Source organism: Paenibacillus beijingensis, from assembly GCF_000961095.1.
GTDB classification, from domain to species: Bacteria; Bacillota; Bacilli; order Paenibacillales; family Paenibacillaceae; genus Paenibacillus_O; species Paenibacillus_O beijingensis.
This window is the reverse complement of sequence record NZ_CP011058.1, coordinates 3,158,263-3,183,781: the sequence shown is the minus strand read 5'-3', so window position 1 is coordinate 3,183,781 and position 25,519 is coordinate 3,158,263. Positions and strand designations below refer to the sequence as shown.

Sequence of the window (25,519 nt, the reverse complement as noted above, 5' to 3'; positions counted from 1 at the left end):
GTGGTGACTTATCTTTCATAGCTAAGAAGGAGCAGCCAGCCGGCTGCTCCCTGCGTATTCCAGTAATATTTCTCCTTATTCCTCATCTAACATCGCAAGGGGACGGAAAGATTCATAATGGATATTTCCTTTCGGTATACCCATTTGCTTCAGCATGCCAATGATGCTTCCCATAAACGGAATCGATCCACACAAATAAAACTCTGCTTGTATGGAAGGTTTAATGGAGCCAAGCGAGTCCAAATCGAGACGCCCTGCTTTATCAAAATTCCGCGCCGATTGATCATCTTCGGAAGGCGAGGTATAGCAAACAAAAGTTTTCACATGATCATTTGTTTGCTTAAGCTTTGCGTTTCGCTGTTTGTTGTGGCATGGACAAAAGTAACCTCACGTCCCAGCTGCTTCTCAACTATATCATTTAACATGCTGAGCAACGGTGTAATTCCGATTCCTCCGCTTATCAGGACGACTGGATGCATTCCCTCTGAAAGGATGAAGTCGCCGGCGGGAGCAGAGAAGAACAGCGTATCGCCGACCTGAACCTGGTCATGAAGAAAATGCGATACAATCCCTTCCGGATCGTTATGGTCAACATCTTCACGTTTGACGCTAATCCGATAATAGTCTCTGCCGGGTGCTTCAGAAAGGCTGTAGTGACGGATATGAGTGTAGGTTTGACCGGGAATTTCGGCTTTTATGGTCAGATATTGGCCTGGTTTGTAAGCAGCAATCGGCTGACCATCCTCCGGTTTTAGATAAAACGAAGTAACCTCCCCGGTTTCTTTTTCTTTCCTGTCGACGATAAACCGGCGGTAGCCGGCCCATCCGCCCGGTTGATGCTCGGTCTTTTCATAAAGTTCTTTTTCAATGCTGATAAATGCATCGGCGATATAACCGTAAGCTCTACCCCATGCACCTAATATCTCATCGGTGGCAGTGTCGCCCAATACATCTTTTACGGCTTGAAGCAAGGTTTCACCGACGATTGGATACTGTTCCGGCTTAATCCCGATTGCCCGGTGCTTTTCCGTAATCCTTCTTATAACAGGGGTCAGGTCTTCCAAGTTCGTTATGTGCTCACCGGCCGCATACACCACATAGCCCAGAGCTTCCTGTTAAATCCCTCTTTTTTGGTTCGTTTGATTAAACAGGTTGTACAAGTCCGGAACTTTGGCAAAAAGCAGTTCATAAAAACGTTTTCCTATCTGATGGCTATGCTGCTTCAACACAGGCGCCGTAGATTTAACGATCTCAATTGTCTTTGAATCAAGCATGTCGGGTCCTCATTCCTTGTTCACTTTGATGTTCATACTTGGTGTAGTATGGTCCAAGAAATTGGTGTGTATTCCCTGAAAGGCCAATATCAGGTGATGAGCGAAACTCAATCTGCAACGCGGATGACGATCTTGCCGAATGCTCCGCGATTCAAATGCTTGTAGGCTTGGATGGCATCGTTGAATGAATAAACCGTATCGATAACGGGTTTGATCACAAGCTCATCGAACGCTTTACACATGGCCTCCAATGCCTTGCGGTGCCCAACCAATATGCCTTGCAGCTGCGCCTGCTTGAACAGCAGCGATAACAGATTTACTTTAGCCGTCATATTGTCCAGGAATCCGATGATATTTATGTGTCCTTGCGGGGCAAGCGCCTCGATGGAACGGTTGACACTTTCCCCTCCCGCCACCTCAAGAATATGCTGAACGCCTTTTCCGTTCGTCAATTCGAGTACAGCCTTCTCCCAATCAGGTCTCGTGACGTAATTGATGATTTCGGAAGCTCCAAGCGCCCTGACCCGCTCGCCTTTTTCATCGCTGCTGGTTGTCGCAATCACCCGCGCTCCTAACGCCGAGGCAATTTGTACCCCGAAAATGGAAACCCCACCCGTTCCCTGCACCAACACCGTTTCGCCGGGTACCAGTTTTCCGTATTCCACGAGGGAGAACCAGGCCGTCAGTCCGGCAATCGGAAGCGTAGAGGCTTCGTCATCGGTCAAACTCGAAGGTGCGGCAACGGCGGCATCTTCATCGAGCAGCATGTATTCCGCCAATCCGCCGTTATTCGGGCCTCCGATTGCATACGGATTTTCATTCTCACCGGGCGCTCCATCCGTCCATCTTGTGAACAGATGGGAGATGACACGGTCACCTTCTTTGAAACGTACGACTTCCGGGCCGGCTTCGACAACCACTCCGGCTGCATCCGAGACAGGAACAAACGGTTTGTTCATTAAGTCCGGCCAATAGACGCCGTCGACAATCGCTTTATCGCGATAGTTCAGGGAGACTGACTTCACCCGAATGAGCAATTGCTTCGGTCCCGGCTTGGGGATAGGGATGTCAACAAGCTTTAAATTTTCCAAACCGAAATGATGTTTTTGCCATGCTTTCATAGGGTCTGCATCCTCTCTTCAAGCTTCGAATTTAAATATCACGATTTATCGATATGAAAGTCAAAAAAAGAAAGCGAATATCATGAGACCTGCTGCAATGGACTGCAATACCGGAACGTATTGCGATTTGCGTATCATCTAATTCGCCGTTATAGTTGTTGATTCATGAAATCAGCGATTGTGCGTATCGATTCTTCGTCTCTCTTATAATAGGTCCACTTGCCGATTCGGGTCGCGTTGATCAGTCCCGCTCTTTGAAGCACGGACAGATATTGCGAAGCCGTTGACTGCGTCATGTTTAATTTTTTTGTAATCTGGCTCACACATACCCCGACTGTGTTCAAATCAACCCCTTCTTGGGGTGAAAAGTACTTTTCCGGTTCTTTAAGCCATTCTAAAATTTGCAGTCTGGCTTCATTGGACAAGGCTTTGAAAACTTCAATTGGTTTCATACGCCTTATTATATCTTTAATTCCCGATATGTCAAATTGTTCTATAACACAGGACTTCAACCTTGACTCACTTCATCAGTTTGTTTACCGTCGTAAGAAGCTCATTGATAACGCCCAAATCGCCTTCCTGGATCTTTTCTACAACGCAGCTTCTCAAATGCTCTTCCAGCAAAAGTTTCCCGACGCCATTCAGTGCCGATTGTACGGAAGCGATTTGATTCAATACATCGTCACAATAAGCATCTTTCTCAATCAGCCCTTTAATGCCTCGAATTTGTCCTTCAATTCGATTCAGCCGGTTGGATAGATTCGCTTTCGTTTTCTCCGAATGATGGCTCCGCTGGTGATGATGTTTCGTATCTGCCATTTCTTCTGCCGTGAATTCATCCACAGTTCCATACCTCCTTTTGTAGCATTATTTTACCCCGTCCCCCTATCCTATGCCAAACAATAATAAGGGCACACAAGTTTCACTATATGGTACAAAAGAGCCATCATGAATATAGACGGCTCTTTCTTGTTTATTGTACCTCAATTATATAGGGAACGGTAAAGACTTTCCCGTCTCGCTGAAATTGCGCCCAGACTTTATAAACTCCGCTATCCGGGAAGCGGGTCACAAATTTCGCTTCCGGCCCTTTGGCCTTCTCTTCGACCGGGTGGACATGGAGATACTGCTCGGTATCTTCACTCAGCACGACGACATGTCCTACGGCACCCAAGTATTGTTCCAGAACGGGGTTATTATACGAGACAACCAAGCCTTCATCCCGCTTCGCTCCGTATTCGAGCAGCTTGGCGCCAAACTGACCTGGGATTCGGCTGGAAAAATCGTCACCCTTGAACGGACGACTGCAGGAGGAGCCATCCTCACGATTACAATCAACTACAAAACAAGCGTCAATACTGAGGCTGTCGATTAATTGTGGACAATAATAATGTGAACGGTGTACGAAGTTATGAACAGTTAATCGACAGGCTCATACGGTCCGTAAGGCAAAAACAAAACCCAGTCGAACGCGGCGTGACCGCGTTTGACTGGGTTTTGTTTGTTGCTATTCGGCGCCGATATCGACCGCCGGATTCCAGCGCTCCAGCAGCCGGACCAGGATGACGGCCATCTGCGCCCGGGTCGCCGTGCCCTGCGGCTCGATCATCGTGTCCGTCACGCCGTTCAAGATGCCCTCCTGCACCATCAGGCTCATCGCTTCGGCACTCCAGCCGGATACGGCAGCGGCATCGTCGAACTTCTTCAGCTGTTTGGCCGGTGTTGCCGGCGCTTTCTCCTTCAGCACGCGCTGCAGGATGACGGCCAGCTCCTCGCGGGAGACCGGCGCATTCGGCCGGAACTCACCGCCGGCCCCTTGCACGAGGCCAAGCGCAGCAGCCTCTTGCACCGCTTGCGCGTACCAGGCGGATGCCGGTACGTCCCGGAACGATGGCGTGTCGCCGATTGGCGCCGGCAAACGTCCTTCCCGCTCCAGCAGGCCGGTCATGAGCTTGGCGACCTGTGCCCGGGTCACCGGCGCATTCGGCGAGTAGCGGTTCTCGTCAACGCCGTCTACCAGATGACGGCTGATCAGGACGCCGACCTCCGGCTCGCTCCAATGGCCGGTTAAGTCGCGGAACGGCTTATCGTAAGCCATCACGGCGTAGGTTCCCCAACCGCTTAGCTTTACGCGCAGCCGGTTTTGCCCCAGATTCGCAAAGCCGCCGATGTATTGCCAGCCGCCCGGAGCCGTCCGGTCGAGACGATACACCGCAAGCTTGCGAGGGTCTAAGCCTTGCGCCTCCGGCAGCTTCCATACAAGCTGTGCCGGTTTGGAAAGCTGCACCTCCGAAGTAACCGTAACATAGCTGGAATATGCAAGGTGCGATGCCGGATTCGGAGCCGGCGGCGTCTGCGTCCGGGTCACCTTCACTTCGGTTCCTGCAGCCAACGCTCCGATTGGAAGCTGGAAGAGAAGCATGCCGTCAAAAGCTGCATACCGCTCGGTACCCTCGGCAACTTTGAATACAGCTTCATCTTTAGAAGCCGGAGCCTGCGGCTGCGCAGGATTGCCTCCACCGGAACCGGAGCCGGGGCTAGTGCCACCGCCCGGGGTGTTGCCCGGCTTTTCACCTGGTCCGCTGATCGACACGGCGGCCTTCACTGCGGGCGAGCGCTTGCCCGCCAAATCCACCGACTCCAGCTGCGCTTCATACGCGCCTGGCGCACTGATGTTTTCGAAGCGGTGCTGCTGCACGCCTTTCGCAACCTCCACCGGCGTGCCGAATGCGGACCCGCTTTTCAGTGCGACTCTAACGCCTCTCAGGTCGGCGTCAGCCGGGTCTTTCCACGTCAGCGTCAGCCCGCCGTTTTCCGCTTTGAGAACAGCTTCCGTAACCTGCCCTGGATTGGCGTTGTCTACAGACGGGATCACCTGCTGTGTATTTCCTTGACTCCGTACTCCGCCAGACGTTCTTCCATCAAGATCAACCGTCTGGATGGTCACTTCGTAGGACTTACCGCTTCCAAGCCCTGTGGCCGTGCTGTAGCCGACTCCTTTGCCTACCGTTTCTTCAAGCAGCGTTTCGGCTGTGCCATTTTCCTTCCAAATCACTTTGAATTGGTCGTAGCGCTTCTCCGTCAGTTCATCCCAACGAACGGTAAGTGCATCCGTACCGGCAATCAGGTTCACACTGTCGGCTTTGATCGCTTCTTCAACAGGGACGACAACAGCTGTAAACGACTGGTCATAATGGTCAGCCATCGGCACACCGGCGTAGCTTTGGACCATGGCATCGATAAACAGCTGATAGGTCTGCCCATCCTTCAGCGGCACAGCCGGCACGATGCGGAACTGCTTTGCCAGCGGCTGGCCGCCCGGGCTGTTTTCCGGCTGAACGGCTTCCACGGTAAGCGGAATCTCGACTGCCGACGCTGTGTCCGTCAACCGGACCAAGTCGGATGCAACCGTCTCAGTCTGCATATATTTGCTGAAAAAGACCCGCACACCGCCGCCTGCCGATTCCGGCAGAACCGCCGTTACAGTCGGGGCGACTTTGGAAACCAGCCCGACATTGACGTCAAAGTGAGGGGGCAGCACTTCAAGCACAGCGCTTCGCGCCGGCTCGTAGCCCTCTTTTTCAAACAGCACCTGCCACTTGCCTTCCGGCACATCCCAGGCATACCGTCCCTCCGCGTTTGTCCGTAACGGATTGCGCTGGCCGTAGATCGCCGCATCCCATTTTTTCCACAGCTGATCGGCCGGATCCAAATACATCGCTGTTGTCGTCACGCCAGCCAGCCGGTTCGATTCCACCGCTTCATAGGCATATCCGCTCGGATCATAGATCCAATACGGATCTACGATGTCCCGGTCGTCATCAGGGTCTCGAGGATCCTTCGGTCTGCGCGGATCCTTTTCTTCATCCTCATCTTCACAGTCATCCCCGCTTTGCTGGTCGGCGAACTGCTGCTGCAAGGCGGACAAATCGTCCTCCCATGCGCTGTTCATCGCATAATTGATCGCCAAGGAGGCGGCGACGACGCCTACTCCTGCAGGAAATCCAATACCGATCGCCGCGAGGTTCATCGCTGTAATCTGCAGCGAGTATTTGGTCAGCAGATTGACGAAGAGCTGTTCGGAAAGCTTCTCCAGCTCCTTATAATAATGCTGCACCGAGCTTGGCGCCATGCAACCGCTGGCATTCACCTGGTCCATCAAATCGTTCAGCTGATCCATTTTTTGCTGAAAGTCATATCCTGCGTAGATAGCCGAAGCGAGTCCGAGCGGACTTGGAGTTCCCGGCGTTTTTAGCTCGTAGCGGATTTTTGTTCCGACTTCGATATAAGGGTTGATTGCCATACCGGCGGCATCCCCGTTCAGGCTTTGAATGAGTGTCTTGGCTTGGTTACCCGACATAACGGCACTCACCTGGATCGTCTTCGCCTGCTTGCTGTAAGAAAACTTGAGATCGTAGATTCCCTCGCCATTTTCTTGAACCGGCTTGCCCGGCTCATAATCATCCGGCATGATTCGGTAGAAATATTGCGTCTCTATTTTCTCATCCGGCGAGTCTTTGCTGGTCAGTACGACCTTGTTCAAATAAACGCGGCCCGCCGGATCCGCTTCCGTAGATTCAGGGACCGATTGCTCCGGAGGCAGCACCTCTCCCTGCAAATCGCGGATGACAGGAGGCATGGACTTTCGGATCTGATCTTCATTTTCCACAGCTGCGAAAGGCTCCGGTATTACATCATAGCTTAAAGAAACAGGTCCCAAATTTCGCTGCGGGGTCGATTTGATGCCTTCGTACCGCCCGGTAAGACGGTTATAAGTCATCGGTATCTTTTCTCCCGCCAAACCAATTGTCACGTTCTGCACCCGGTCAGGGTAACGGAATAAGAGCGAGAAGGAAATCGGCTTATGCGGGTGCACGGACAACGGAAAGCGAAGGACGCCTTCCGAAAGATTCGACTCTAACCGGTGTCCATTGGTGAACATCGTCAGCTCCAGCGGTACAGGCTCATTATCGTCCACCACTTCAACGAACGCTTGCTTGGAACGCCACTCATCCGAGCCTTTTACCGCTACGGCCGAAACGGCATGTATCCGCCCTTCCGCCCGCTCCGGGAGCAAGGTCAGCGTCTGACTCCAGTAGCCGCCTTGCGAGGCTGTTGTCACGCCGGCAATGTGCGGACCGTCGTAAATCTGCACGCTGCTGCCCGGGACCGCGCGGCCGCTGACGTTAATAACCGAATCGCCCGAATCGGAAGATTTCTTCGCCTTAGCAGGCGCGTCGATGCTGACTTGCGTTGTCGGTATAAGTGTGCTGGCGATCTGTTCCTCTATCGCTTCCTCCGAACCGGGTTTATGGAACGACATACTGAGCTCCGCCGGCAACAAATCCGATTTCACTTGCTCCACCTGCAGCTGGTAGGTAACCGTTCCGCTTTCCTGCGCATTCAAATCCTTCCCAAGGGAAACTCTGACCAGCGCCGCCGATACTGCGGTTATTTGGTCAGCGGGTACCGGAGTTCCACTCAGCATCATGCTGCCGGGGACGAGCGACGTTCCCTGGGGAATGCGGATCATGAGCGCCGGAGCAAGCAAGCTCACCTGAGACCCGTTCCGATAGCTGCCGCGCAGCGTAACTCGGCTGCCCTCTGCAACCGGACTGTCCATGGCCTCGAGCAAGTTTTCCGCCGGATCCCGGAAATAATTGTCCCCTTCCGGCTTCAGTTCAATGTCGCCAAGCTCAATCAGCTCCCCCTTCCGGGCTGTAAAGTTTTTTACCCCTTTACGAATCTGGTTGGCGCCGTTTATCGCTGAAAAAATAGCTTGATAGCTGCCGTCCTTCGGCAAGCTAATATGAAAACTACCTTCTTGAAGCGTGTAGGATACAGAGGATTGCGTGGCGGTTTCCGCAAACCCCGCATATACCGTCCATACGCCCGGACCGTCAATGCGCAGCTTGCCTTTCACAGCGACCTGTTCTTCCAGTTCCAATACCGCCGTTGCCTGCATTTGGGCATCGATCGTAACGGATTTGCAAGCACTGCCCATCTGCCCAAACCCATCCTTCACGCAGACTTCGTAGTTCTCGCCTTCCAAGCCTTTAATCGTCAAACCGTTATCAAAAGCCGTGTATACCTGAGGTTTGCCGGCTTCCGTCTTCACGCTGGGCATCAGTACGCGCATCGTCTGCAAGTCCAGCTTGCGCTCTGCGAAGCTGCCGCCGACTTGCTTGGTGAAGAGCTTCAAATGAATAGTCGCCGTCGATTCTTTATGCAGCACGAGATCCTGACGGTGCTCTTTCCCCGCCTCGATCTTCAACAAGGCCGGTTTTCTCGTACGAATCCGATCCTCGCCGCTGCCTTCGCGATTCCCTTCAATTAGGACATCGCCCTCCGGCACCCGCATGGTATACGTGCCATCGCTTTCCGTTACGGCTGTCAATGTGCGGCCGTCCTGCTGGATCGACACCTTCACGCCGCTTAAAGGCTCGCCGTTCCGGTTCTTCACTTGCCCGCTTACGGTGCCGTAATGGATCAACGCCGAGAGTGGAAGCTGCATCTCCCTGCTGCCCAATGTAAGCGTAGACGCCTCCAGCGGCGAGTAAGGACGCGGCAATTCCGTCTTGATGTGCACGGTATCCCCGACAAAACCCGCTGCGAGACGAACTTGCCCTTTTCCGTCCGTGGATCCGGCCGCAAGCACGACCGTCTGATCCTCGTTATGCAGCGTAACCGGGATGTTGGCAAGCTCCGGACCACTCTCCGCTGCGGTGATGCTGATCACGACGGTGGAAGGGATCAACGCTCTTATGGAAACGGACGAGGTCTTCCCTCTGCTGATTGCGACCGGGAAATGTTCGGCCAGCAGAGTGCCATCCGCAGCTAACAGCGTAAGCTTGTAATCGTCGGCATCCGTGAGTGCCATGGCAAAGGGCGCATTGTCCCTGAATGAAGCCTGGGCACCCGCCTTTTTGGAAGCACTCCACGCGACAAGCCGGCTTCCGGCCAGCGCTGCTTTAACTTCTTCATTGACGGATTGATCCGGGTTAAGCAGATTGGAAATGTCGACCTGCAAGGCACCCGACACCGTAACCGGAAGTCCGTTCGCCGGGAGCGAAATCATCGTTCCGCCTCCGTCCGCCACTTGACCGATGATCGACTGTATGGACGTCATGCCTTCCGTCACACCAAATTCACCCGTATACTGACCGGGAACGGCACTGTTTTCCACTAGCTCCAAGGTCGACGATTTCTCGATATCCCCTTGGCGGTAGGTAAGGATAACGGCAGCCTTGCGATGGACCGTTCCGTTCACGGTCATCCGGATATTGCCGCCCAGCTTTACTTGGGCGCGCCCTGCCATGTCTGCTTTCCACATCACGCTTTGGATCGGCTTATCCTCTGGCGGAGGCGTTTCCCCGCACTTTTGCGGACAGACGATGAAGGTGCTGATTAGATCATCCCCATTGTCGCCGTATCCGCTCGTATATCTCGATGCGAAACCTAATTTACCGCCATCCTTGCTGACGGACGCGCTCCATGCATCCTCCGCAGGATTGCTGATCAGCTTCGGCTGCAAAGCCGGATCCGTTAAATCGATGACATTCAAATGCTGTCGTTGGAATCCCCACTGACTCTGGGGCTCGTAGGAGGTGACGATAACGTATCGCCCGTTGCCGCTGATTTTCGGCTGGCTGAAGTCAATCACTCCCGGCGTATCCTCGGCGATCCTCCGGGTCTTCGTCTCCCCGCCGGCTTTGCCGTCATACAAATAAATGCCGTCGTCCTTGTCATAAACGATATAACGCCCATCATTGCTGATGCTCTTATCGAAGCCGCCTTCCCCGATCAAGCTGACCTTACCCGGCTGAGCCGTATCGTGCATGTATAATTTCCGGTTTATACATTCGCCGCAACCGGTGTTAAATACGATGAACCTGCCGTCGCCGGACACGACCGGATGCTCAATCTGAAGCACCTCTGCCGGGAGCTGTACGCGGGTGACTTGATTCATTCTCCGCTGATATATATAAATATCAGCTTCGATATCCTCCGGTTCACCTGTCGTCCAATTTGTCGCTTGAGAAGCAAAGACAATCCGTTCGCCATCTGCACTTATGGACGGAGCGCTTGTTGACTGATTAGGCGGCTGTCCGTCAGCCGTCGGTACCTTCTGAGCCTCTGCCATACCTTCTGAATGGAACAAGATCTCCGCAGCACCCCTTACTGTTGCGCGTAAAGCCGCCACAGTTCCGTTCTCGTTGATAACCGGAGAATCAAACTGTTCCACTCCGGCCGGGAACGATATGATTTTCATTTCCCCGCTCTTCAAATCCCGGGTATACAGACCTCCGATTTGGCTGTTGCCCGAGCCCGAGACCAGATTCGTTGCTTTGGAGCTGAACAGCGCTTTCGTTCCATCTCCGCTGACGGCAATTTCGTACGAATGCCCGTTGCCTGCAAGACCTTCCGGCGTGCTGTTCACATGAAGCAGCGAATGATGCGCAGTTCCCGCCATAATATCCAGCGCGTTTGAAACATTGCCGGCGGCATCCTGTGCGGATACACGGTAGACCAGCGCGCTGAGCTCAGGCACATTTTGCTCGGTAAACTCCGGTTCCGTCACTTCCCCCAGCAGCTTGCCGTCCCGTTCCACCTTGTACTTCACCGTATCAGTTGCGCTGCCTCCCGGGGTCCAGCTGATTTTGACCTGGTCTGTGCCAATCGTCAGCCATTCGCCAAAGACCGGCTCCGGGGGAGCCGTCTTGTCCAGCCTGACCTGTGCGGCTGCGGACTCGCCGCTGACCTGCCCGCTCAGGCTGGCAACCGCCGTTATGCGGTAACCTCCCTCTTCGGGCAGTGAAACTTCCACGCGAAAGCGGCCGTCTTCGGCAATGTCCTCCCCTCCCTCAGTTGGCGTTCCGCCATCGCGGGATACAAAAACGGTCACTTTTGCGCCCGCTTCCGCCGTGCCGGTTATCTCCAGTTGTTCCTCATTGACAACCTCCGGCACAGGTGCAAGAACGGGTGTAGGAGGCGCTGACGCAGGAGGCTGGTAGACCGTTTGCGTCACCGTGCCGCCCGGCAGAATTTCCAGATTCATGCCGCTGCTGCCGTTGCCGATGCCAAACCAATCTGAGCCAGCAGCCCCATCTTCCGCATATACGGCAGGCGATAGGGTGGCTGTCACCAAAGTGACGACGATCAGAAGAGTGCTCACCGCCTTTCTATACCAACGTTTCATCTGTCCGATCCTCATCTGCAGCATCTCCTCCAACACAATAATTCGCTTCCAATCCGTTACGAATCGTATCCAAACCCAACTTTGTTCCATGCCTCTAAAAAACAAGGCACAATCAGTATAACAAGACACAATTCCCAACAGGTCGGGAAATTCGCCCGATTAATTGGGAAAAATTAGGCACAATCTATACGAATTGTATCATGCCGGAAGCCCGCTGGATATTATACTAAAGGATAATTTTAGGGGAAAAACACTGATGTTGGTGAGGTGTAATGGGGTAACTCATGGGGGGCGTGCGTGAATTGAGAAAGCCCGAGTGGACTGCCATCTATGTTATTCTAGCAACTTTTCGAAAAATTATAATGACCGGATAAAATTATATTGACCACCCAAAATATTTGACTATACTTAGGTGTAAGGAAATATAACATTAAATCTTTACAGATCGACTTCCAGGTCGCGTCGACGCGCTGGAAGGCAATCAGACGGACGTTTTCAAGGTCAAGGCTTAATCGAACTTGGCATATCCAACAGCGCCGTATCTTTTTATCACACAGGAGGAAGCACAATGAAAAACGCGATTGTTACTGCCCTGCTTGCAGGGCTTCTGGCGGCCAATGCCGGAACATCTGCCTCGGCCGAAGATAAATTCGGCGTCATCATCGTCGCAGCGCTGCCGCTGCTCGTCCTGTATCCGTTTCTGCAGCGCTACTTCGTCAAAGGGGTCATGGTCGGGTCGGTAAAAGGGTGAAAAAGAGGGAGGTTTGAAGGAGGTGATGTCCGGCAAAGCCACCGACCCGCTTTTCCGGCAATTCGGCAAAATTTCGCTTGTTCGCTTGTTATCCAAAAGGGAGGTTCAACCGAGATGAAAAAAAGACTGAACGTATTAATGGCCGTATCCGTGTCTGCGGCGCTCCTGCTGGGAGGCTGCAGCAGCAACAACAGCAATTCGGAATCCAAGTCCGCCAATAACCAGGCAGCCGCCAATAAAGGAACAGAGGAGAAAATTGTTCATTTCGACGTCGATGGGCAGAAAGTCGTCGGCACTCTCGTCCTGCCGGAAGGCATTAAAAGGCCACCGGTCGTGTTGATGCTGCACGGTTTTACCGGCACTCGTGACGATTGGAAATCTAAGTTCGTACCCGAAGGGTTGTTCGGAAGGGCCGCACCGATTTTCGCCAAGAATGGGATTGCCACCCTACGCATCGATTTTCGCGGAAGCGGAGACAGCGACGGCAAGTTTGAAGACATGACTGTCGAAAGCGAAGTAAAGGATGCGCTCGCTGCAGTCGATTATCTCGCCTCTAGTCCCGATGTGTCCAAGAGTATCTCGGTAATGGGGATGAGCCTCGGTGGCGCCGTTTCGACCGCCGTTGCGGGACGTTCGACGGTACCAGTCCACTCGCTCGTCCTCTGGAACCCAGGGATAAACCTCCCAGCCGCGTTCACGACCATCTTCGGCGAAAAGGGAATGGTCGAAGGTACGCAGGCGGGTGACAAGGTCTACACAGCGATAAGGCTCGGCGACAACAAGCCAATTCCACTCCGCGGCCGGTTCTTCGAAAGCCTTTACGAGGTCGTACCGGCAGCGGAACTGGAAAAATATAAGGGGCCTGTATTCTTGGCGGTCGGAACCAAAGATACGATCGTCTTCCCACAGCCGATCACTGCCAAAGCGCTCCTCGCCTATCACGATGGGCAGGAGGAGCTTTGGACGCGGCCGGTTGATCATGGTTTCAATCTCATGGAAAATGCCAATACGGTTGACGATCTGATCAGGGACACGGTCCGGTTCGTGAAAACGTCCGTGGATGGCTGATGCGTCCACCGGCGGTGTTCCTTGCGGCCGTCGCATTAGCGGACTCTCTGGCGTCCTTGGCCAGACCGCATAATAGGAATAAATAAGAGCACGTCGCGGCACTGAAGACCGACGATCTGGCCTACCCCATACGAAGCGGTGGGTTGTCTTGATTCAATATGTAGCTGTGACGTGACACAAGTTAGCAGTATGAACGGAGTTCAACATTAATAATAGGAGGCAAACAAATGAGTGTACAGCTAAGTAACTCGCATGAAAAAACGGTTGGTTCACTGAATTATGAAGAAGTTGCGAAGATGAATCTATTTCGAAATCTGACCAGAAGCAAAAAAAATTTATTGTTCCGATCACGCTATTCTTTTTCACCTTTTATTTTTCATTACCGCTGTTGGCTTCTTATTCGAAAGTGTTAAATACGCCTATTGTAGGGCCCATACCTCTCGCATGGTTTTTTGCTTTTTGTCAATTCATCATGACTTGGACACTTTGTATCGTCTACACTCAAAAATCAAAACAATTTGATTCCATGGTAATTGAAATCAAAAAATGTTTAATGAAAGGTGACAACTAGCACATGAATATGACGGTTTTTCTAGTTTTTTCACTTGTCGTATTGCTTTCCCTGGTCATTACCTATATGGCTGCCAAGAAAACAAAAACAACAAGTGAGTTCTATACTTCCGGCGGTGGATTGACAGGATGGCAGAATGGATTGGCAATTGCTGGAGATTATATGTCTGCAGGAGCTTTTCTTGGCGTCACAGGAATGATTGCTTTAAATGGATTTGACGGCTTTTTATATCCAATAGGCTTTTTGGTTGGATTTCTAGTCGTGATTTATTTTATCGCGGAGCCTTTCCGAAATTTAGGCAAATATACAGTGGCTGATATGGTCGCTTCCCGTTTCAACAATACTAAAGTACGCGGAGTTGTAGCTCTAAATTCCATTACAATATCTATTTTTTATATGATTGCCCAATTGGTTGGAGCAGGTGCTTTATTTAAACTGTTGTTAGGATTGGACTATACGACCTCTGTCATTACAGTAGGGATCTTAATGACCGTGTATGTATTATTCGGCGGTATGACAGCAACAAGCTGGGTCCAAATCATTAAAGCCGTGCTCCTGTTAGGAACAACAATAGCTCTTTCATTGATCGTATTTGCCAAATTTGACTTTAGTTTGATCAAAATGTTTCAACATATGATTACAGCAACGCCTCTGGGGGATAAATACTTAAGCCCGGGTGTTAAATTTACAAACGGGATCGACACCTTATCTTTGAATCTTGCTCTCGTATTAGGTACAGCCGGTCTTCCGCACATTCTGATTCGTTTTTTCACCGTTAAGGATGCATCAACTGCACGCAGATCTATCATATATGCAACTTGGCTGGTAGGCTTATTTTTCGCCTTGACGATCTTTTTAGGATTTGGCGCTACTGCCTTTGTCGGTTACGATAATATTATTAAGGCTAACGCAGCAGGGAATATGGCGGCGCCGTTACTTGCTAAAGCGCTTGGGGGAGACTTGTTGTTCGCAGTTGTTTCTGCCGTAGCATTCGCGACAATTCTGGCGGTGGTTGCAGGTTTGGTCTTATCCGCAGCGTCGGCTTTCGCACATGACATCTATAATCAAATCTGGCGGCGTGGAAACACAACGGAAAAACAACAAATAGCTGCCGCAAGATGGGCTTCAGTCGGAGTCGCGGTCATTTCCATTTTTCTTGCTTTATTTGTCCAAAAATTAAATGTAGCTTTCCTTATTGCTATTGCATATGCAATCGGAGCAAGCGCCAGCTTACCAATCATTGTATGTACAATTTATTGGAAGAAACTTAATGTAACGGGAGCCATAACCGGAATGTTGACCGGTCTTGTTAGCTGTATCCTTCTCGTTGTGTTAGGTCCCAATGTATGGAATCCTGTAGAAGGTAAAGCCATTTTAACAGGCATGCCTATCTTCCCCTTGGCTAATCCGGGAATCATCTCCATTCCGCTCGGCTTTATAGGCGCTTATCTCGGTACTGTTTTGTCCAGGAAACGGGAAAAAGATAACTACAATGAAGTGTTGGTTAAAGCAAATACCGGGATTTAAAAATAAACAATCAGGTTCCAATGAAAAAGTGGTTGAGCAGGTTAATTTTCTTGCTCAACCACTCTTCTTTGTTGGACGACTAATCATGAACCAGTTTTATTGGTAAGATAACTTAATAAGGTTTGATAACAGGTTTCACGATAAAATTGATGCAATTCAATGCTTTCATCATCTCTCATTAACCACTGTATTAAAGAACCATCAATCAATGCACGAATGGTAACACTAGCGTGATCTGCATTAACCGAAGAAAATGCACCCTCTTGCTGGCCTAATAATACGATTTCCTTGCCTATAGTCCAGCAATTTTCATAAAATTTTTGATTAATCTCGCGTAGACGGGCATTTCGGCTGGCTTTGGAAAGGAAATCAAGATAAACCTTAAAAAATCGTTTATTATCATTCGGACTGACAAAGGCGGAGTTAACATAGGCCCTTAACTTATCGACAGCCGAAGTTTCTTTCGCTATAGCTTCAGATTCATTTTTATAAATTTTCTCCGTCAGCCACTCAAAAAGATGATAGAATACATCATCTTTATTCTCAAAGTAATAATTGGGTACTCCTTTGCTTACTTCAGCATAATCGGCAATATCCTGTAAAGTAACAGCATCGAATCCCTTGTCTGAAATTGCCTGCAAAGTTGCTCTCAAAATCTGGTTTCTACGTTGTGTCGCCACACGCCCCATTCCATCGTCCTCCATTTCAAAACCAGCTTTGGATCTAAATCATCTACAATAATACCCTAATTTATACTACCTGGTCAAACTTATTTTGTCCGGATAAAATGTTATTTCGGCTCCCATTCCAGATTGGCCACCATCGCTACGTACTGCCAGTCGCTCTCGATGGCAAATGACTAATCTTGAGACATACACACAAGAATGCGACCATGAGTATTAGACTTCAAAATATCCGAAAGCGCCTCCTGCAGTTCTTGCAGAGATACCTCGCGAGCCACTAGCGTTTCCAATTGATCCGGTTTCAAATCTTGTGCCATGCTTTTCCATAAATTGGCCCTTCGTTCAGCAGGGCAGTAAACGGAATCAATGCCTAGAAGATTAACTCCGCGTAAGATGAACGGCAGAACGGTTGTCGATACTTCTGTTCCTCCCGTCAAGCCACTAACGGCAACGGAGCCTCCATACATAATTTTGCTCAAAATGGACGCGAGCGGAATTCCGCCTACTGGGTCAATAGCAGCCTGCCATAGCTGTTTATCGAGCGGCTTGCTGCTGCTTCCGACAACATCCTCGCGAGAGATTACTTCCCTTGCACCTAACGACTTCAAATAATCAGCAGCGTCCGGTTTCCCTGTGCTGGCAACTACGTGGTAGCCTTTCTTATTTAGCATGGACACAGCTGCACCACCAACACCTCCGGTAGCCCCCGTAACCAAAACCTTTCCTTTCTCAGGCATTGTACCATTTTCTTCTAAACGCATGATTGATAAAGCTGCAGTAAAGCCAGCCGTTCCATAGATCATTGCTTCTCTTAATGTTAAACCAACTGGAAGCGGTACAACCCAATCAGCTGGAATACGCGCATATTCGCTAAATCCACCGTAGTGCGATACACCTACTTCATAACCGGTGACCAAAACCTGCTGACCCACTTGAAACCTTGGGTCGGTGGACGAAACTACATAACCTGACAAATCAATACCAGGTATGAAAGGGTACGAACGAACAATCTTTCCTTCTGGAATACTTGCCAAACCATCTTTGTAATTTACGCTGGAATAAACGACTTTAATCAATACTTCTCCTTCAGGCAATTGTTCGAACGAAACTTTTTTGACGCCGATTGTACATGTATCGTTTTTTTCGATGACCAAAGCTTGAAATGTCATAGCCATGAAATCGTCTCCTTTTGTATTTAATCGCCTCATAACTTACCAGCGTTCCTTCAAACCCTTCATTAACAGCTCTCAATGCCGCTGCCATGGAATATGACCATCAATTGCCCTCTTTGAATTGGATATCTCGATAAACAGTCAATTGCTCTTTTAATTTCTTTTTGAGTTCCAACCGTTTCGGTTTACCTGTCGAGGTATAGGGTACCGCATTTCCAAAAATAATGACTTTCGGTTGTTTAGAAAAAGGCAAGTGCTGTCGACAATGTTCAAGCACCTCATTCTCTGTTACTTCCATTCCAACCTTGGGAATAACATACGCGGCAATCTCTTCCCCATAATATTTATGATCAAAGGGGAACGATAACGCATATCTTACCTTTGAATACTTACAGATGACTTCATCTATTTCAACAGGAGCAATGTTTACTCCAGCTCTTATAATGAGTTCTTTTATTCTTCCGGTTATAAAAAAATACTTACGTCCGCGCTCATCATATTGATAGAAACCCTCATCGCCTGTACAGAACCTCCCGTTGCCCAATCGGAAAACAGAGGCATTCGCTTCAGGAGATCGGTCATATTCTTTCATTACCGTCTCCCCGCGGATAATAATTTCACCGCGAATACCCTCACCAACCTCATTTCCTGTTACATCTATAATAGACAGCTCATTATATTTGATAGGAACACCAATTGACGGGTATCCAAAATGGGTCAGCCAATATTTTCTTTCCTCATGTGGAAGATCTGTCGGCAAAAAGGTTGCAAAACAAGTCGTTTCAGATAAACCATATGCATGGATGACGGGTATATTGAACTTATTTTCAAAAGCCATTACCGTATCCACCAATAACGGACCGGCACCACAGATTACATGTCTTAAGGAACGCAAATCATACTTTGAAATGTCTTCATTGGCTTCCATTAAATATTCTAAAAGAGTAGGTACAAGGCTTATGATATTCGCTTTCTCTATTGAAGCGCGTCTCCAGAATTCCCGCACCGAGAACCTTTCATTCAAAATAAGGGTAGAGCCACTGGTAAATGAAGTAACAATGGTAACAATGATTCCATTCACATGGTGGATTGGCAGTACGCACATGAGTTTTGTCGAAAAATCAATATGGTTGCATTCCGCAATGGCTTCCGCATCTTTTACAAGATGCTTTTGCTGGAGGATGACCCCCTTCGGGTTTCCTGTTGTTCCTGAAGTATAGACAATCAAGGCTTCATCCTCATCAGAAGAATCAATGATGCTCTCTATAGGATCGTTCCCCAAATCGGAAGGTTGTTGAAATATACTCTGATCGCACTCTCCGACTCGAAATAATAAAGGCAGCCGATCTATCCGACCGGTAATCTGTTTTATTGTTTCCAGATAGGAATCCTGAACAAACACGACCTTTGCTCTGCTGTGTTCGATAATATAGCCGATACGATTATCATCTTCACTCATATTTACGGGAACAACACATACGCCTTTAGCCCATGCGGCTAAATAGATGATGACTTGCTCCGGCTGATTACACATCGCTGTAACAATCCGATCACCCCTTTTCACCCCCTGTTCCTCTAGCCATATAGCCACTTTTATTACTCTTGTTAGTACTTCGTTATAGCTATAAGTGATTTTTTCGCTATCTTTCCCATAAAACACAAGAAAGTCTTTCTGTGGCGTTTTATTCAAATACTCTAAAAATTTCGCAGACAAATTAAACATCCAATCACCTCCGTATCATTACTTTTAATATTCTATGACGCTAGAGTTGCCAAAAAAAGGTGATTCTGTCGAGCGATCATTGACTTGCACACTTCAAATGGATAGTAAACACAGAAATAAAGTTGTTTAAAAAAACGGTAGAGGGGACGTTTTTTTAAACAACTTTATTGTAAATGAAACGACTTTTAATTCAACCTCTTTATTGTCATTCAACACACCCAGCGACAGCTGGAGAAGACGCCCTCATCGCACCAGCCATTCAGCCTTGTCGCTACCAAGCTCGGGAGTGGTCCGAGACCACCGGGGAGGAGTCTCGCTCATCCGGATTACCGGGCCCAGACTCTTTAGATCGCCGTAGCAGGTATCGTTGTCGCATACCGCATACGATTCAAACTCTTCAGGGGACAGCTTACTTGGCGCATAGTCAAAGCGCTCGATCAACCCTTGTCTCTGCACGAGCATTGCGGACTGGCACAGCGACACCTGTACCCGGTAGGTTCCTCCTTCCCGGGCGCGACGTGCCAACGCAATCATGCCACCGAACGTGCCGAGAAACCCGGTAAGGAAATCGCAAAAGTATACCGGCGTCAACTTGGGTTGGCCCGATTTCATCGCTATGCCTTGAGTATAACAGACACCGGTCACCGCTTGGGCGACCTGATCCCAGCCGGCGCGTGAAGCAAACGGTCCGCCAGAACCATAGCAGTTCACACTCACGTACACCAGACCTGGGCGCAGCTTCGCCAGGTTGTCAACTCCGAAGCCGTGGGCTTCGAGACGGTCCGGACGATATCCCTCAATAAACACGTCAGCTTCTCGCACCAATTCCTTGAGTCGGGTCGCTTCGTTTTCGTGATTGAAGTCAAGGAAGCAGCTGCGCTTGCCATGGCTGGTATCACGCACGAAGGCGGGCACCTGAGGCAGATGGGGAGCCGTGACCATCAGAACATCCGCCCCATGTTCCGCCATCCCGATTCCCGCTGTCGGACCGGCGAGAATACGGGTCAAGTCCAATACCCTCACGCCAGATAACGGTTGAGACCCGGGGGGAAGCGGTTCTGGATCCCCATCAGCGAGTTTGGTAATCTCTACCACGGGGCGTGATGCCAAGTAGGCGCCATGAGGATGAACAAGCCACTCTTCCGGGGTACGGACCGTTCCGCCACACGCACCTGCCGCTGCTATCGCTTCTTCAAGGTCGTCCGCATTCCATCGACGTATGGCTTCGGAAACGGACTCTGGCGTGTTTTCGCATTTCAACACATCCAAGACCCTGCGCTCGAGATGCGGGAGGTTGAAGTGCGGCACGAACCATCGCCCATCCGCTGTCTGCCAGGGCTGGGTAAGCGCCACCATATGTTCCATAGCCTCCGATGCCGGGATAGGCTGATACTGTCCTTCCGTATCGCGTCTTAGCGTCATGTCTTCACCCCCCAGACACGTTGCCGCAGCGGCCCTCACATCGACGCTGATGGTTTGCCGTCGGCCGGTTCGCAGCTGCCATAGATCATTTGCAGCAACGGCTCGCGCCGCTAACGCATCCGCTATCGTCTCACCAATTCGAAAAGGTGACTCAAACAACGGATCTTCGCCGGTGATGATAACTTCGTCCTGCGGAAGCTTGTCACCGGCGCGGATCGCCATCAGTTCCTCGAATGCACCGGTTTTTCCTAGTTTTTTGCTCATATTAGTTACTTTGCTCATATCATTCACTCCTGCACTTGATCTGTAGGTTATTTAATATTTATGGGGGGAAACCCATGCAACGATAATGGCTCTGTAATAATTGATTTGATTACGAATTCATGCTCTTCAAAAATGCTTTCAAACCTTCCTCTTTTATTATCCTATTTATCTCCATAAAATCTTCTTCTTTCCTAAGAAAAAACATGGCAATGCCTGCTTCCAGGTTGTATTCAAGTGATTGCTTTAAATTCATCATTTCAAACGTTTTGTTTATCGTTGCTTTAGTTATTTTCAAGGCGGAAGGCGATACTTTTGTTACTTTTTTAGCCAAGATAATGGCTTCGGAGAGAAGCTCACTCTGAGGGACGACCTTGTTGAAAATCCCGATTCGATAGGCCTCTGAAGCATCAATGATATCACCGGTAAATAATAACTCTTTAGCTTTTCTCAATCCGACGATCCAAGGCATCATTAAAGTCGGAGGAGCAGCGCCAAACTTGATTTCAGGCTCTCCAATTTTAGCAGTATCAGATGCGATGGCCATATCACAGGATAGCACCCAATCCGCGGCCCCTCCTAATGCATAACCATCTACCGCAGCAATTACCGGCTTTTTTAAATCCCAAATTTTCAATGATACTTTTAATAAAGATTCAAGATGTGCTCTCCACATTTCAGATGGCTCAGTATCAAAGGGCGAGATTTTTTCGTACATTTCTTTAATATCAGCCCCGGCGGAGAAGGTCTGATTGCTTCCCGTCAAGATCACGACTTTAATATTGGGATTATGTTCGAGTCGGTCCAGTGCGTCCCAAAGTTCGGAGGTTAACTGTCTATTGATAGAATTGGACTGCATAGGCCGATTTAATGTGATAATACCGATATCCTCTTCCAACTCCACGATTACATTTTCATACAGATTGGAGTTACTCTCCGCCATCTGCGCACCTCCTTATTCGTTCTTCTTGTTTAGTTTGCAGCACGTAATCGTTTCAGATGGAAAAGCCCTTGGTTGACATTTCTAACTGCTACAAAGATTTAATGTTATATTTCCTCACATAGATAAGTATACCTTAATATTTTGGATGGTCAATATAATTTTATCCGGTCATTATAATTTTTCGAAAATTTTTGCTTCACGATGATCCGAGGTCGTCAACCATTCCAAGAATAGAGATCCTTTTGACAAGAACACTTGCTTCGTTGATGGTCCGTTTGACAATCGCAGCGGCATTGTCATCGCTGGCTAGCCGAAGACCTTGACCCGCCCAGAGGGACATATATTCAGGGTTATTCGCTTTTGCAGCTGCCTGGCGTATGTCTTTTGTCATTTCATGTTGAATGGGGTAGGACGGAATTGTTCCGGGATAATGATGCATGTCATTCATAAATTCAGTACGAATGCCTCTTGCGACTTTACCCGAGTAAGCGCGTGTAATTACAGTAGTATCCTCGTTTTCCGAAAGGATCTTCTGTTTGTGCGCTGCATGAGCGCCGCTTTCAGGACACGCCAAAAAGGCAGTTCCCATTTGTACAGCCGCTGCTCCTAATGTCAGGCTTGCTACAAGGCCCCGTCCGTCCATGATACCTCCCGATGCGATGACCGGAATCGACACATGATCTACAATCTGCGGAACAAGAGCCAGGGTGCCAATCTGAGAGTCCACAATGTTATTCAGAAATGTGCCTCGGTGTCCTCCCGCTTCACTTCCCTGTGCCACAATTGCATCTACGCCAGCAACTTCCAATTGTTTGGCTTCCTCAACTGTAGTCGCAGTTCCTATTACGACAGTTCCACGCTGTTTCATGGCTTGGATCACGTCTTGCGGCGGTATGCCAAAGGTGAAACTAAAAACTGGAATATTCTCTTCCAGCAATACTTGCACCTGCTCCTCGAACGAATCTGAAATCTTCTGGATCAATGGATTTTGTGCAATGCCAAGTTTAACGCGATATTTATTGAGGTGATCTGTCATTTGGCGGATCGTTTCTTCCGATTCGATTGGTTGCTCCGGAACAAACAAGTTGACTCCAAACGGCCGATCCGTTAATTGTCTGATCTCTTGGATAGTGCTGCGGAGTTGTTCCGGTGTCAAATATCCGGCGCCTAGGTTGCCCAGACCCCCGGCGTTTGAAACTGCTGCTATTAAGTCGGGAGTGGTTGGACCGCCTGCCATCGGTGCTTGGAATATCGGGTAACGAATTTTGAGGGTATGTGTTAACTCAGTCTTAAGCATTTTTGAAAACCTCCTTTTATAGATAATACCCGTTCTTATCAAGTTAGATATTTCCTCACATAAATAAGCATACCTGAATATTTTGAATGGTCAATATAATTTTATCCGGACATCATAATTTTCAATATGCTAAGCCGCTATAAACACATGACCGATTACAAAAACCAGTTAGATCAAGGGCTGACCTAACTGGTTAAGAATCTTAGTCTCATTCGTACATATAAAGTCTCATTTATAACCATTACTCACAACACATATCAGTATCACCGATATCGTGAATTAAATCTTATACGCCTTCATCGCCTTGCGCAGCTCTTTAATACTCGGGCGCTTGCCGTACATGAGTACGCCGGTGCGGTAAATTTTGGCGGACAGCCAGCCGAACAGGTAGATGGCGGCCAGAAGCTCCGCAATCGCAACCCATACGTGCCAGAGCGGCGGGTCGCCGACTCCAATGCGCAGCACCATCGCAAACGGCGTAAAGAACGGGATGAAGGAGCTGACAAGGACAAGCATGCTGTCCGGGCGGGAGATGCTGAAGATGCTGATATAAAATGCCGCAAGCGCAACAAACGTGATCGGCATGACCGCCTGCCCAAGATCCTCGGTGCGGCTGACGAGCGAGCCGACGGCCGCATACAGCGTGGCGTACAGGAAATAACCGAGCACATACAAGAGCAGCGAGTACAGCAGCAGCGCGGGACTGATGTCCGAGAGCGAAATATCGAAGCTCGCCCACGCATCCTTGTTCGTCGGCAGCATCATGTTCAGCACGAGCACGATGACGTAAACCGCGATTTGCGAGATGCCGATGATGAGCATGCCGATGATTTTGCCGAACATCTGCTTGAGCGGCGCAACGCTCGTAATGAGCACCTCCATGACGCGCGAGCTTTTTTCCATCGTAATCTCGCTCGCAATGACATTGCCCGTTCCCATCAGCGTCATGAACAGCAGCACAATCACAATATAAACGACGCCCATGTTAACTCCCTGCTCGGTTTCGCTGCGGCCGCTGCCGACCGAGCCCGCTCCGCCTTCCGCAGAGATTTGCACGGAATCGACGCTGACCGGCGAGAACAGCAGCGCCCGCTGCGCTTCCGTCAGCCCGGACTGGGCGAGTACGCTCTCCAGCTTCACGTCCTGCAGCGCCGTCTTGAGCGCGCCCGAAACCGAGCTCTCCATCACCTTCTCGGAATTGTAGGTGACGGCCGGAAAACCGCTTCCGTTATCGGAAAACGTCAGGTAGCCTTTGATTTTGCCGTCGCGGACCGCCTGCTTGAGAAGCGTTTCGTTGCCGGCCGCCGATCCCGAATCGTCAATCGGGACCATCTCCACGTCCTGTTCTTCCTTAGTCTCGAAGTACTTCTTCAAGGCGCCGCCCAGCTCGCTTTCGCTGTAGCCGCCCGCCTGCGAAGCGGCCGCTCCATTAATATAGCCGACGGGAGTCGCTTTTCCGGGTCCGGAATTAAACTGGGAAATGATATAAGGAAGGTTGATGCCGACGCTCAAAATGATGGCAATAATCAGCGTAGTAACAATAAACGCTTTTCCTTTTATTTTGCTGCGTACCGTAAATCCGATGACCGTTAACAGCTCATTCACGAGTATCACCTACCGTCTTAATAAAAATTTCGTTCAGCGTAGGCTCCATCACCTGGAACCGGTCCACTCCGCCTTGCGCCATCGCATATTCCAGAATACCGCGCGCCGCCGATTCGTTTTCGATGAAAATTTCATAGCCGTACTCGTGCCTCTGTACCCTGCGGACGCCCGGGAGCGCATCCAGCCCGCTTACATCGCCGTCTGCCGCGAGCAGTACCCGCTCTCTCGGGAACGATTTCTTGATTTCTTTCAAGCTGCCCTTCAAAACGGCGTTCGAGCGGTGCAAAATCGTAATGTTCCGGCACAATTCCTCGACATGCTCCATCCGGTGGGTCGAGAACAGAATCGTCGTTCCATTGTCCCGCAGTTCCTTGACGGTCGCTTTGAGCAGCTCCACATTGACCGGGTCCAGGCCGCTGAATGCTTCATCCAAAATAACGATGCGCGGATTGTGGATTATAGAAGCGATAAACTGGATTTTTTGCTGGTTGCCCTTGGATAGCTCCTCCACTCTTTTGTTGTAATATTCCGGAACCTCGAACCTCTCCAGCCACCGCTTCAAGCTGCTGTCCGCATCTTTGGCCGTCATGCCGCGCAACTTCGCGAGGTACAGCAGCTGCTCGCTCACTTTCACTTTCGGATACAATCCGCGTTCCTCCGGCAAATACCCCAGCATCCGCAGCTGCTCCTTGCCGTATGGCTTGCCGTTGTAGAGCACCTTTCCTTCATCGGGAAAAATAAGTCCGAGCACCATCCGCATCGTCGTCGTTTTGCCCGCTCCGTTCGCGCCGAGCAGGCCGTAAATTTCGCCCTGCTCCACTTCAAAGCTGATGCCGTTGACGGCGGTTTTGTCTCCGTACTGCTTCGTAATCTGATCGACAATTAAAGGCTTCACAGCAGCC

The 25,519-nt window shown here is 49.9% G+C and carries 16 protein-coding genes and 3 pseudogenes; 5 read left to right on the top strand and 14 right to left on the bottom strand.

Features of this window, described 5'->3' with window-relative positions:
- Positions 1-75: 75 nt before the first annotated feature.
- The 5 genes and pseudogenes from hmpA to VN24_RS28210 all read right to left on the bottom strand — a co-directional run.
- Positions 76-1,274: pseudogene (gene hmpA, locus VN24_RS14395) on the bottom strand (NO-inducible flavohemoprotein).
- Positions 1,275-1,381: 107 nt separating this feature from the next.
- Entirely contained in the window at positions 1,382-2,395 is a 1,014-nt protein-coding gene (locus tag VN24_RS14390; protein WP_045670963.1) for a zinc-dependent alcohol dehydrogenase family protein, read from the bottom strand.
- Between the two features lie 149 nt (positions 2,396-2,544).
- Positions 2,545-2,847 carry an ArsR/SmtB family transcription factor gene (locus VN24_RS14385; protein ID WP_045673309.1) on the bottom strand — a complete coding sequence of 101 codons (303 nt, stop codon included), beginning with the start codon at positions 2,845-2,847 and terminating at the stop codon, positions 2,545-2,547.
- A gap of 67 nt (positions 2,848-2,914) precedes the next feature.
- Positions 2,915-3,214: a metal-sensitive transcriptional regulator gene (locus VN24_RS14380; protein WP_045673308.1), complete on the bottom strand. Its 300-nt coding sequence runs from the start codon at positions 3,212-3,214 to the stop codon at positions 2,915-2,917.
- Between the two features lie 154 nt (positions 3,215-3,368).
- Positions 3,369-3,581: pseudogene (locus tag VN24_RS28210) on the bottom strand (hypothetical protein); the annotation flags it as partial.
- Here VN24_RS28210 and VN24_RS27405 point away from each other — a divergent pair.
- Positions 3,513-3,770, top strand: coding sequence for a stalk domain-containing protein (locus VN24_RS27405; protein WP_148505244.1), 258 nt, complete (start codon positions 3,513-3,515; stop codon positions 3,768-3,770). The pseudogene VN24_RS28210 and the gene VN24_RS27405 overlap by 69 nt on opposite strands.
- A 132-nt stretch (positions 3,771-3,902) precedes the next feature.
- Here the strand turns inward: VN24_RS27405 and VN24_RS14370 are convergent, their stop codons facing one another.
- A complete protein-coding gene (locus VN24_RS14370; protein ID WP_045670961.1) occupies positions 3,903-11,609 on the bottom strand; it encodes an S-layer homology domain-containing protein in 7,707 nt (2,568 codons plus the stop codon).
- 631 nt (positions 11,610-12,240) lie between these two features.
- Here VN24_RS14370 and VN24_RS27400 point away from each other — a divergent pair.
- The 4 genes and pseudogenes from VN24_RS27400 to VN24_RS14355 all read left to right on the top strand — a co-directional run.
- Positions 12,241-12,345: pseudogene (locus VN24_RS27400) on the top strand (carbohydrate ABC transporter permease); the annotation flags it as partial.
- Between the two features lie 114 nt (positions 12,346-12,459).
- On the top strand, positions 12,460-13,413 hold the full coding sequence (locus VN24_RS26365) for an alpha/beta hydrolase family protein (protein ID WP_052702964.1): 954 nt from the start codon (positions 12,460-12,462) through the stop codon (positions 13,411-13,413).
- A 304-nt stretch (positions 13,414-13,717) separates the two neighbouring features.
- Positions 13,718-13,984 carry a DUF485 domain-containing protein gene (locus VN24_RS26955; RefSeq protein ID WP_082083771.1) on the top strand — a complete coding sequence of 89 codons (267 nt, stop codon included), beginning with the start codon at positions 13,718-13,720 and terminating at the stop codon, positions 13,982-13,984.
- Positions 13,985-13,987: 3 nt separating this feature from the next.
- Complete coding sequence (locus tag VN24_RS14355) at positions 13,988-15,511, top strand: solute symporter family protein (RefSeq protein WP_045670959.1); 1,524 nt, start codon at positions 13,988-13,990, stop codon at positions 15,509-15,511.
- A gap of 83 nt (positions 15,512-15,594) precedes the next feature.
- Here the strand turns inward: VN24_RS14355 and VN24_RS14350 are convergent, their stop codons facing one another.
- The 8 genes from VN24_RS14350 to VN24_RS14315 all read right to left on the bottom strand — a co-directional run bounded on the left by VN24_RS14350 (position 15,595) and on the right by VN24_RS14315 (position 25,512).
- The gene (locus tag VN24_RS14350; protein WP_045670958.1) at positions 15,595-16,200 is read right to left on the bottom strand and encodes a TetR/AcrR family transcriptional regulator; all 606 of its coding nucleotides are present in this window, start codon (positions 16,198-16,200) and stop codon (positions 15,595-15,597) included.
- 170 nt (positions 16,201-16,370) lie between these two features.
- A complete protein-coding gene (locus VN24_RS14345) occupies positions 16,371-17,369 on the bottom strand; it encodes an acrylyl-CoA reductase family protein (RefSeq protein ID WP_045670957.1) in 999 nt (332 codons plus the stop codon).
- A 100-nt stretch (positions 17,370-17,469) separates the two neighbouring features.
- Positions 17,470-19,089, bottom strand: a complete 1,620-nt coding sequence (locus VN24_RS14340; protein WP_052702962.1) for a class I adenylate-forming enzyme family protein — start codon at positions 19,087-19,089, stop codon at positions 17,470-17,472.
- Between the two features lie 243 nt (positions 19,090-19,332).
- Positions 19,333-20,793 (bottom strand): CoA transferase, encoded by a 1,461-nt coding sequence (locus tag VN24_RS14335; protein ID WP_238590690.1) that lies wholly within the window; start codon positions 20,791-20,793, stop codon positions 19,333-19,335.
- Positions 20,794-20,884: 91 nt separating this feature from the next.
- The gene (locus VN24_RS14330) at positions 20,885-21,715 is read right to left on the bottom strand and encodes an enoyl-CoA hydratase/isomerase family protein (protein ID WP_045670956.1); all 831 of its coding nucleotides are present in this window, start codon (positions 21,713-21,715) and stop codon (positions 20,885-20,887) included.
- Positions 21,716-21,911: 196 nt separating this feature from the next.
- Complete coding sequence (locus VN24_RS14325) at positions 21,912-23,012, bottom strand: NAD(P)H-dependent flavin oxidoreductase (RefSeq protein WP_045670955.1); 1,101 nt, start codon at positions 23,010-23,012, stop codon at positions 21,912-21,914.
- A 279-nt stretch (positions 23,013-23,291) separates the two neighbouring features.
- Positions 23,292-24,617, bottom strand: coding sequence for an ABC transporter permease (locus tag VN24_RS14320; RefSeq protein WP_045670954.1), 1,326 nt, complete (start codon positions 24,615-24,617; stop codon positions 23,292-23,294).
- Positions 24,610-25,512 carry an ABC transporter ATP-binding protein gene (locus VN24_RS14315; protein ID WP_045670953.1) on the bottom strand — a complete coding sequence of 301 codons (903 nt, stop codon included), beginning with the start codon at positions 25,510-25,512 and terminating at the stop codon, positions 24,610-24,612. Before VN24_RS14315 ends, VN24_RS14320 begins: the two co-directional genes overlap by 8 nt.
- Positions 25,513-25,519 lie beyond the last annotated feature (7 nt).

Excerpts from the sequence above, each read along its gene's own strand:
- VN24_RS27405 (WP_148505244.1), top strand. The coding sequence starts at position 3,513 with ATGGAGATACTGCTCGGTATCTTCACTCAGCACGACGACATGTCCTAC.
- VN24_RS14370 (WP_045670961.1), bottom strand. The coding sequence starts at position 11,609 with ATGAGGATCGGACAGATGAAACGTTGGTATAGAAAGGCGGTGAGCACT.
- VN24_RS14380 (WP_045673308.1), bottom strand. The coding sequence starts at position 3,214 with ATGGCAGATACGAAACATCATCACCAGCGGAGCCATCATTCGGAGAAA.
- VN24_RS14340 (WP_052702962.1), bottom strand. The coding sequence starts at position 19,089 with ATGTTTAATTTGTCTGCGAAATTTTTAGAGTATTTGAATAAAACGCCA.
- VN24_RS14355 (WP_045670959.1), top strand. The coding sequence starts at position 13,988 with ATGAATATGACGGTTTTTCTAGTTTTTTCACTTGTCGTATTGCTTTCC.
- VN24_RS14385 (WP_045673309.1), bottom strand. The coding sequence starts at position 2,847 with ATGAAACCAATTGAAGTTTTCAAAGCCTTGTCCAATGAAGCCAGACTG.
- VN24_RS14345 (WP_045670957.1), bottom strand. The coding sequence starts at position 17,369 with ATGGCTATGACATTTCAAGCTTTGGTCATCGAAAAAAACGATACATGT.
- VN24_RS14390 (WP_045670963.1), bottom strand. The coding sequence starts at position 2,395 with ATGAAAGCATGGCAAAAACATCATTTCGGTTTGGAAAATTTAAAGCTT.
- VN24_RS26365 (WP_052702964.1), top strand. The coding sequence starts at position 12,460 with ATGAAAAAAAGACTGAACGTATTAATGGCCGTATCCGTGTCTGCGGCG.
- VN24_RS14350 (WP_045670958.1), bottom strand. The coding sequence starts at position 16,200 with ATGGGGCGTGTGGCGACACAACGTAGAAACCAGATTTTGAGAGCAACT.
- VN24_RS14330 (WP_045670956.1), bottom strand. The coding sequence starts at position 21,715 with ATGGCGGAGAGTAACTCCAATCTGTATGAAAATGTAATCGTGGAGTTG.
- VN24_RS14335 (WP_238590690.1), bottom strand. The coding sequence starts at position 20,793 with ATGAGCAAAGTAACTAATATGAGCAAAAAACTAGGAAAAACCGGTGCA.
- VN24_RS14325 (WP_045670955.1), bottom strand. The coding sequence starts at position 23,012 with ATGCTTAAGACTGAGTTAACACATACCCTCAAAATTCGTTACCCGATA.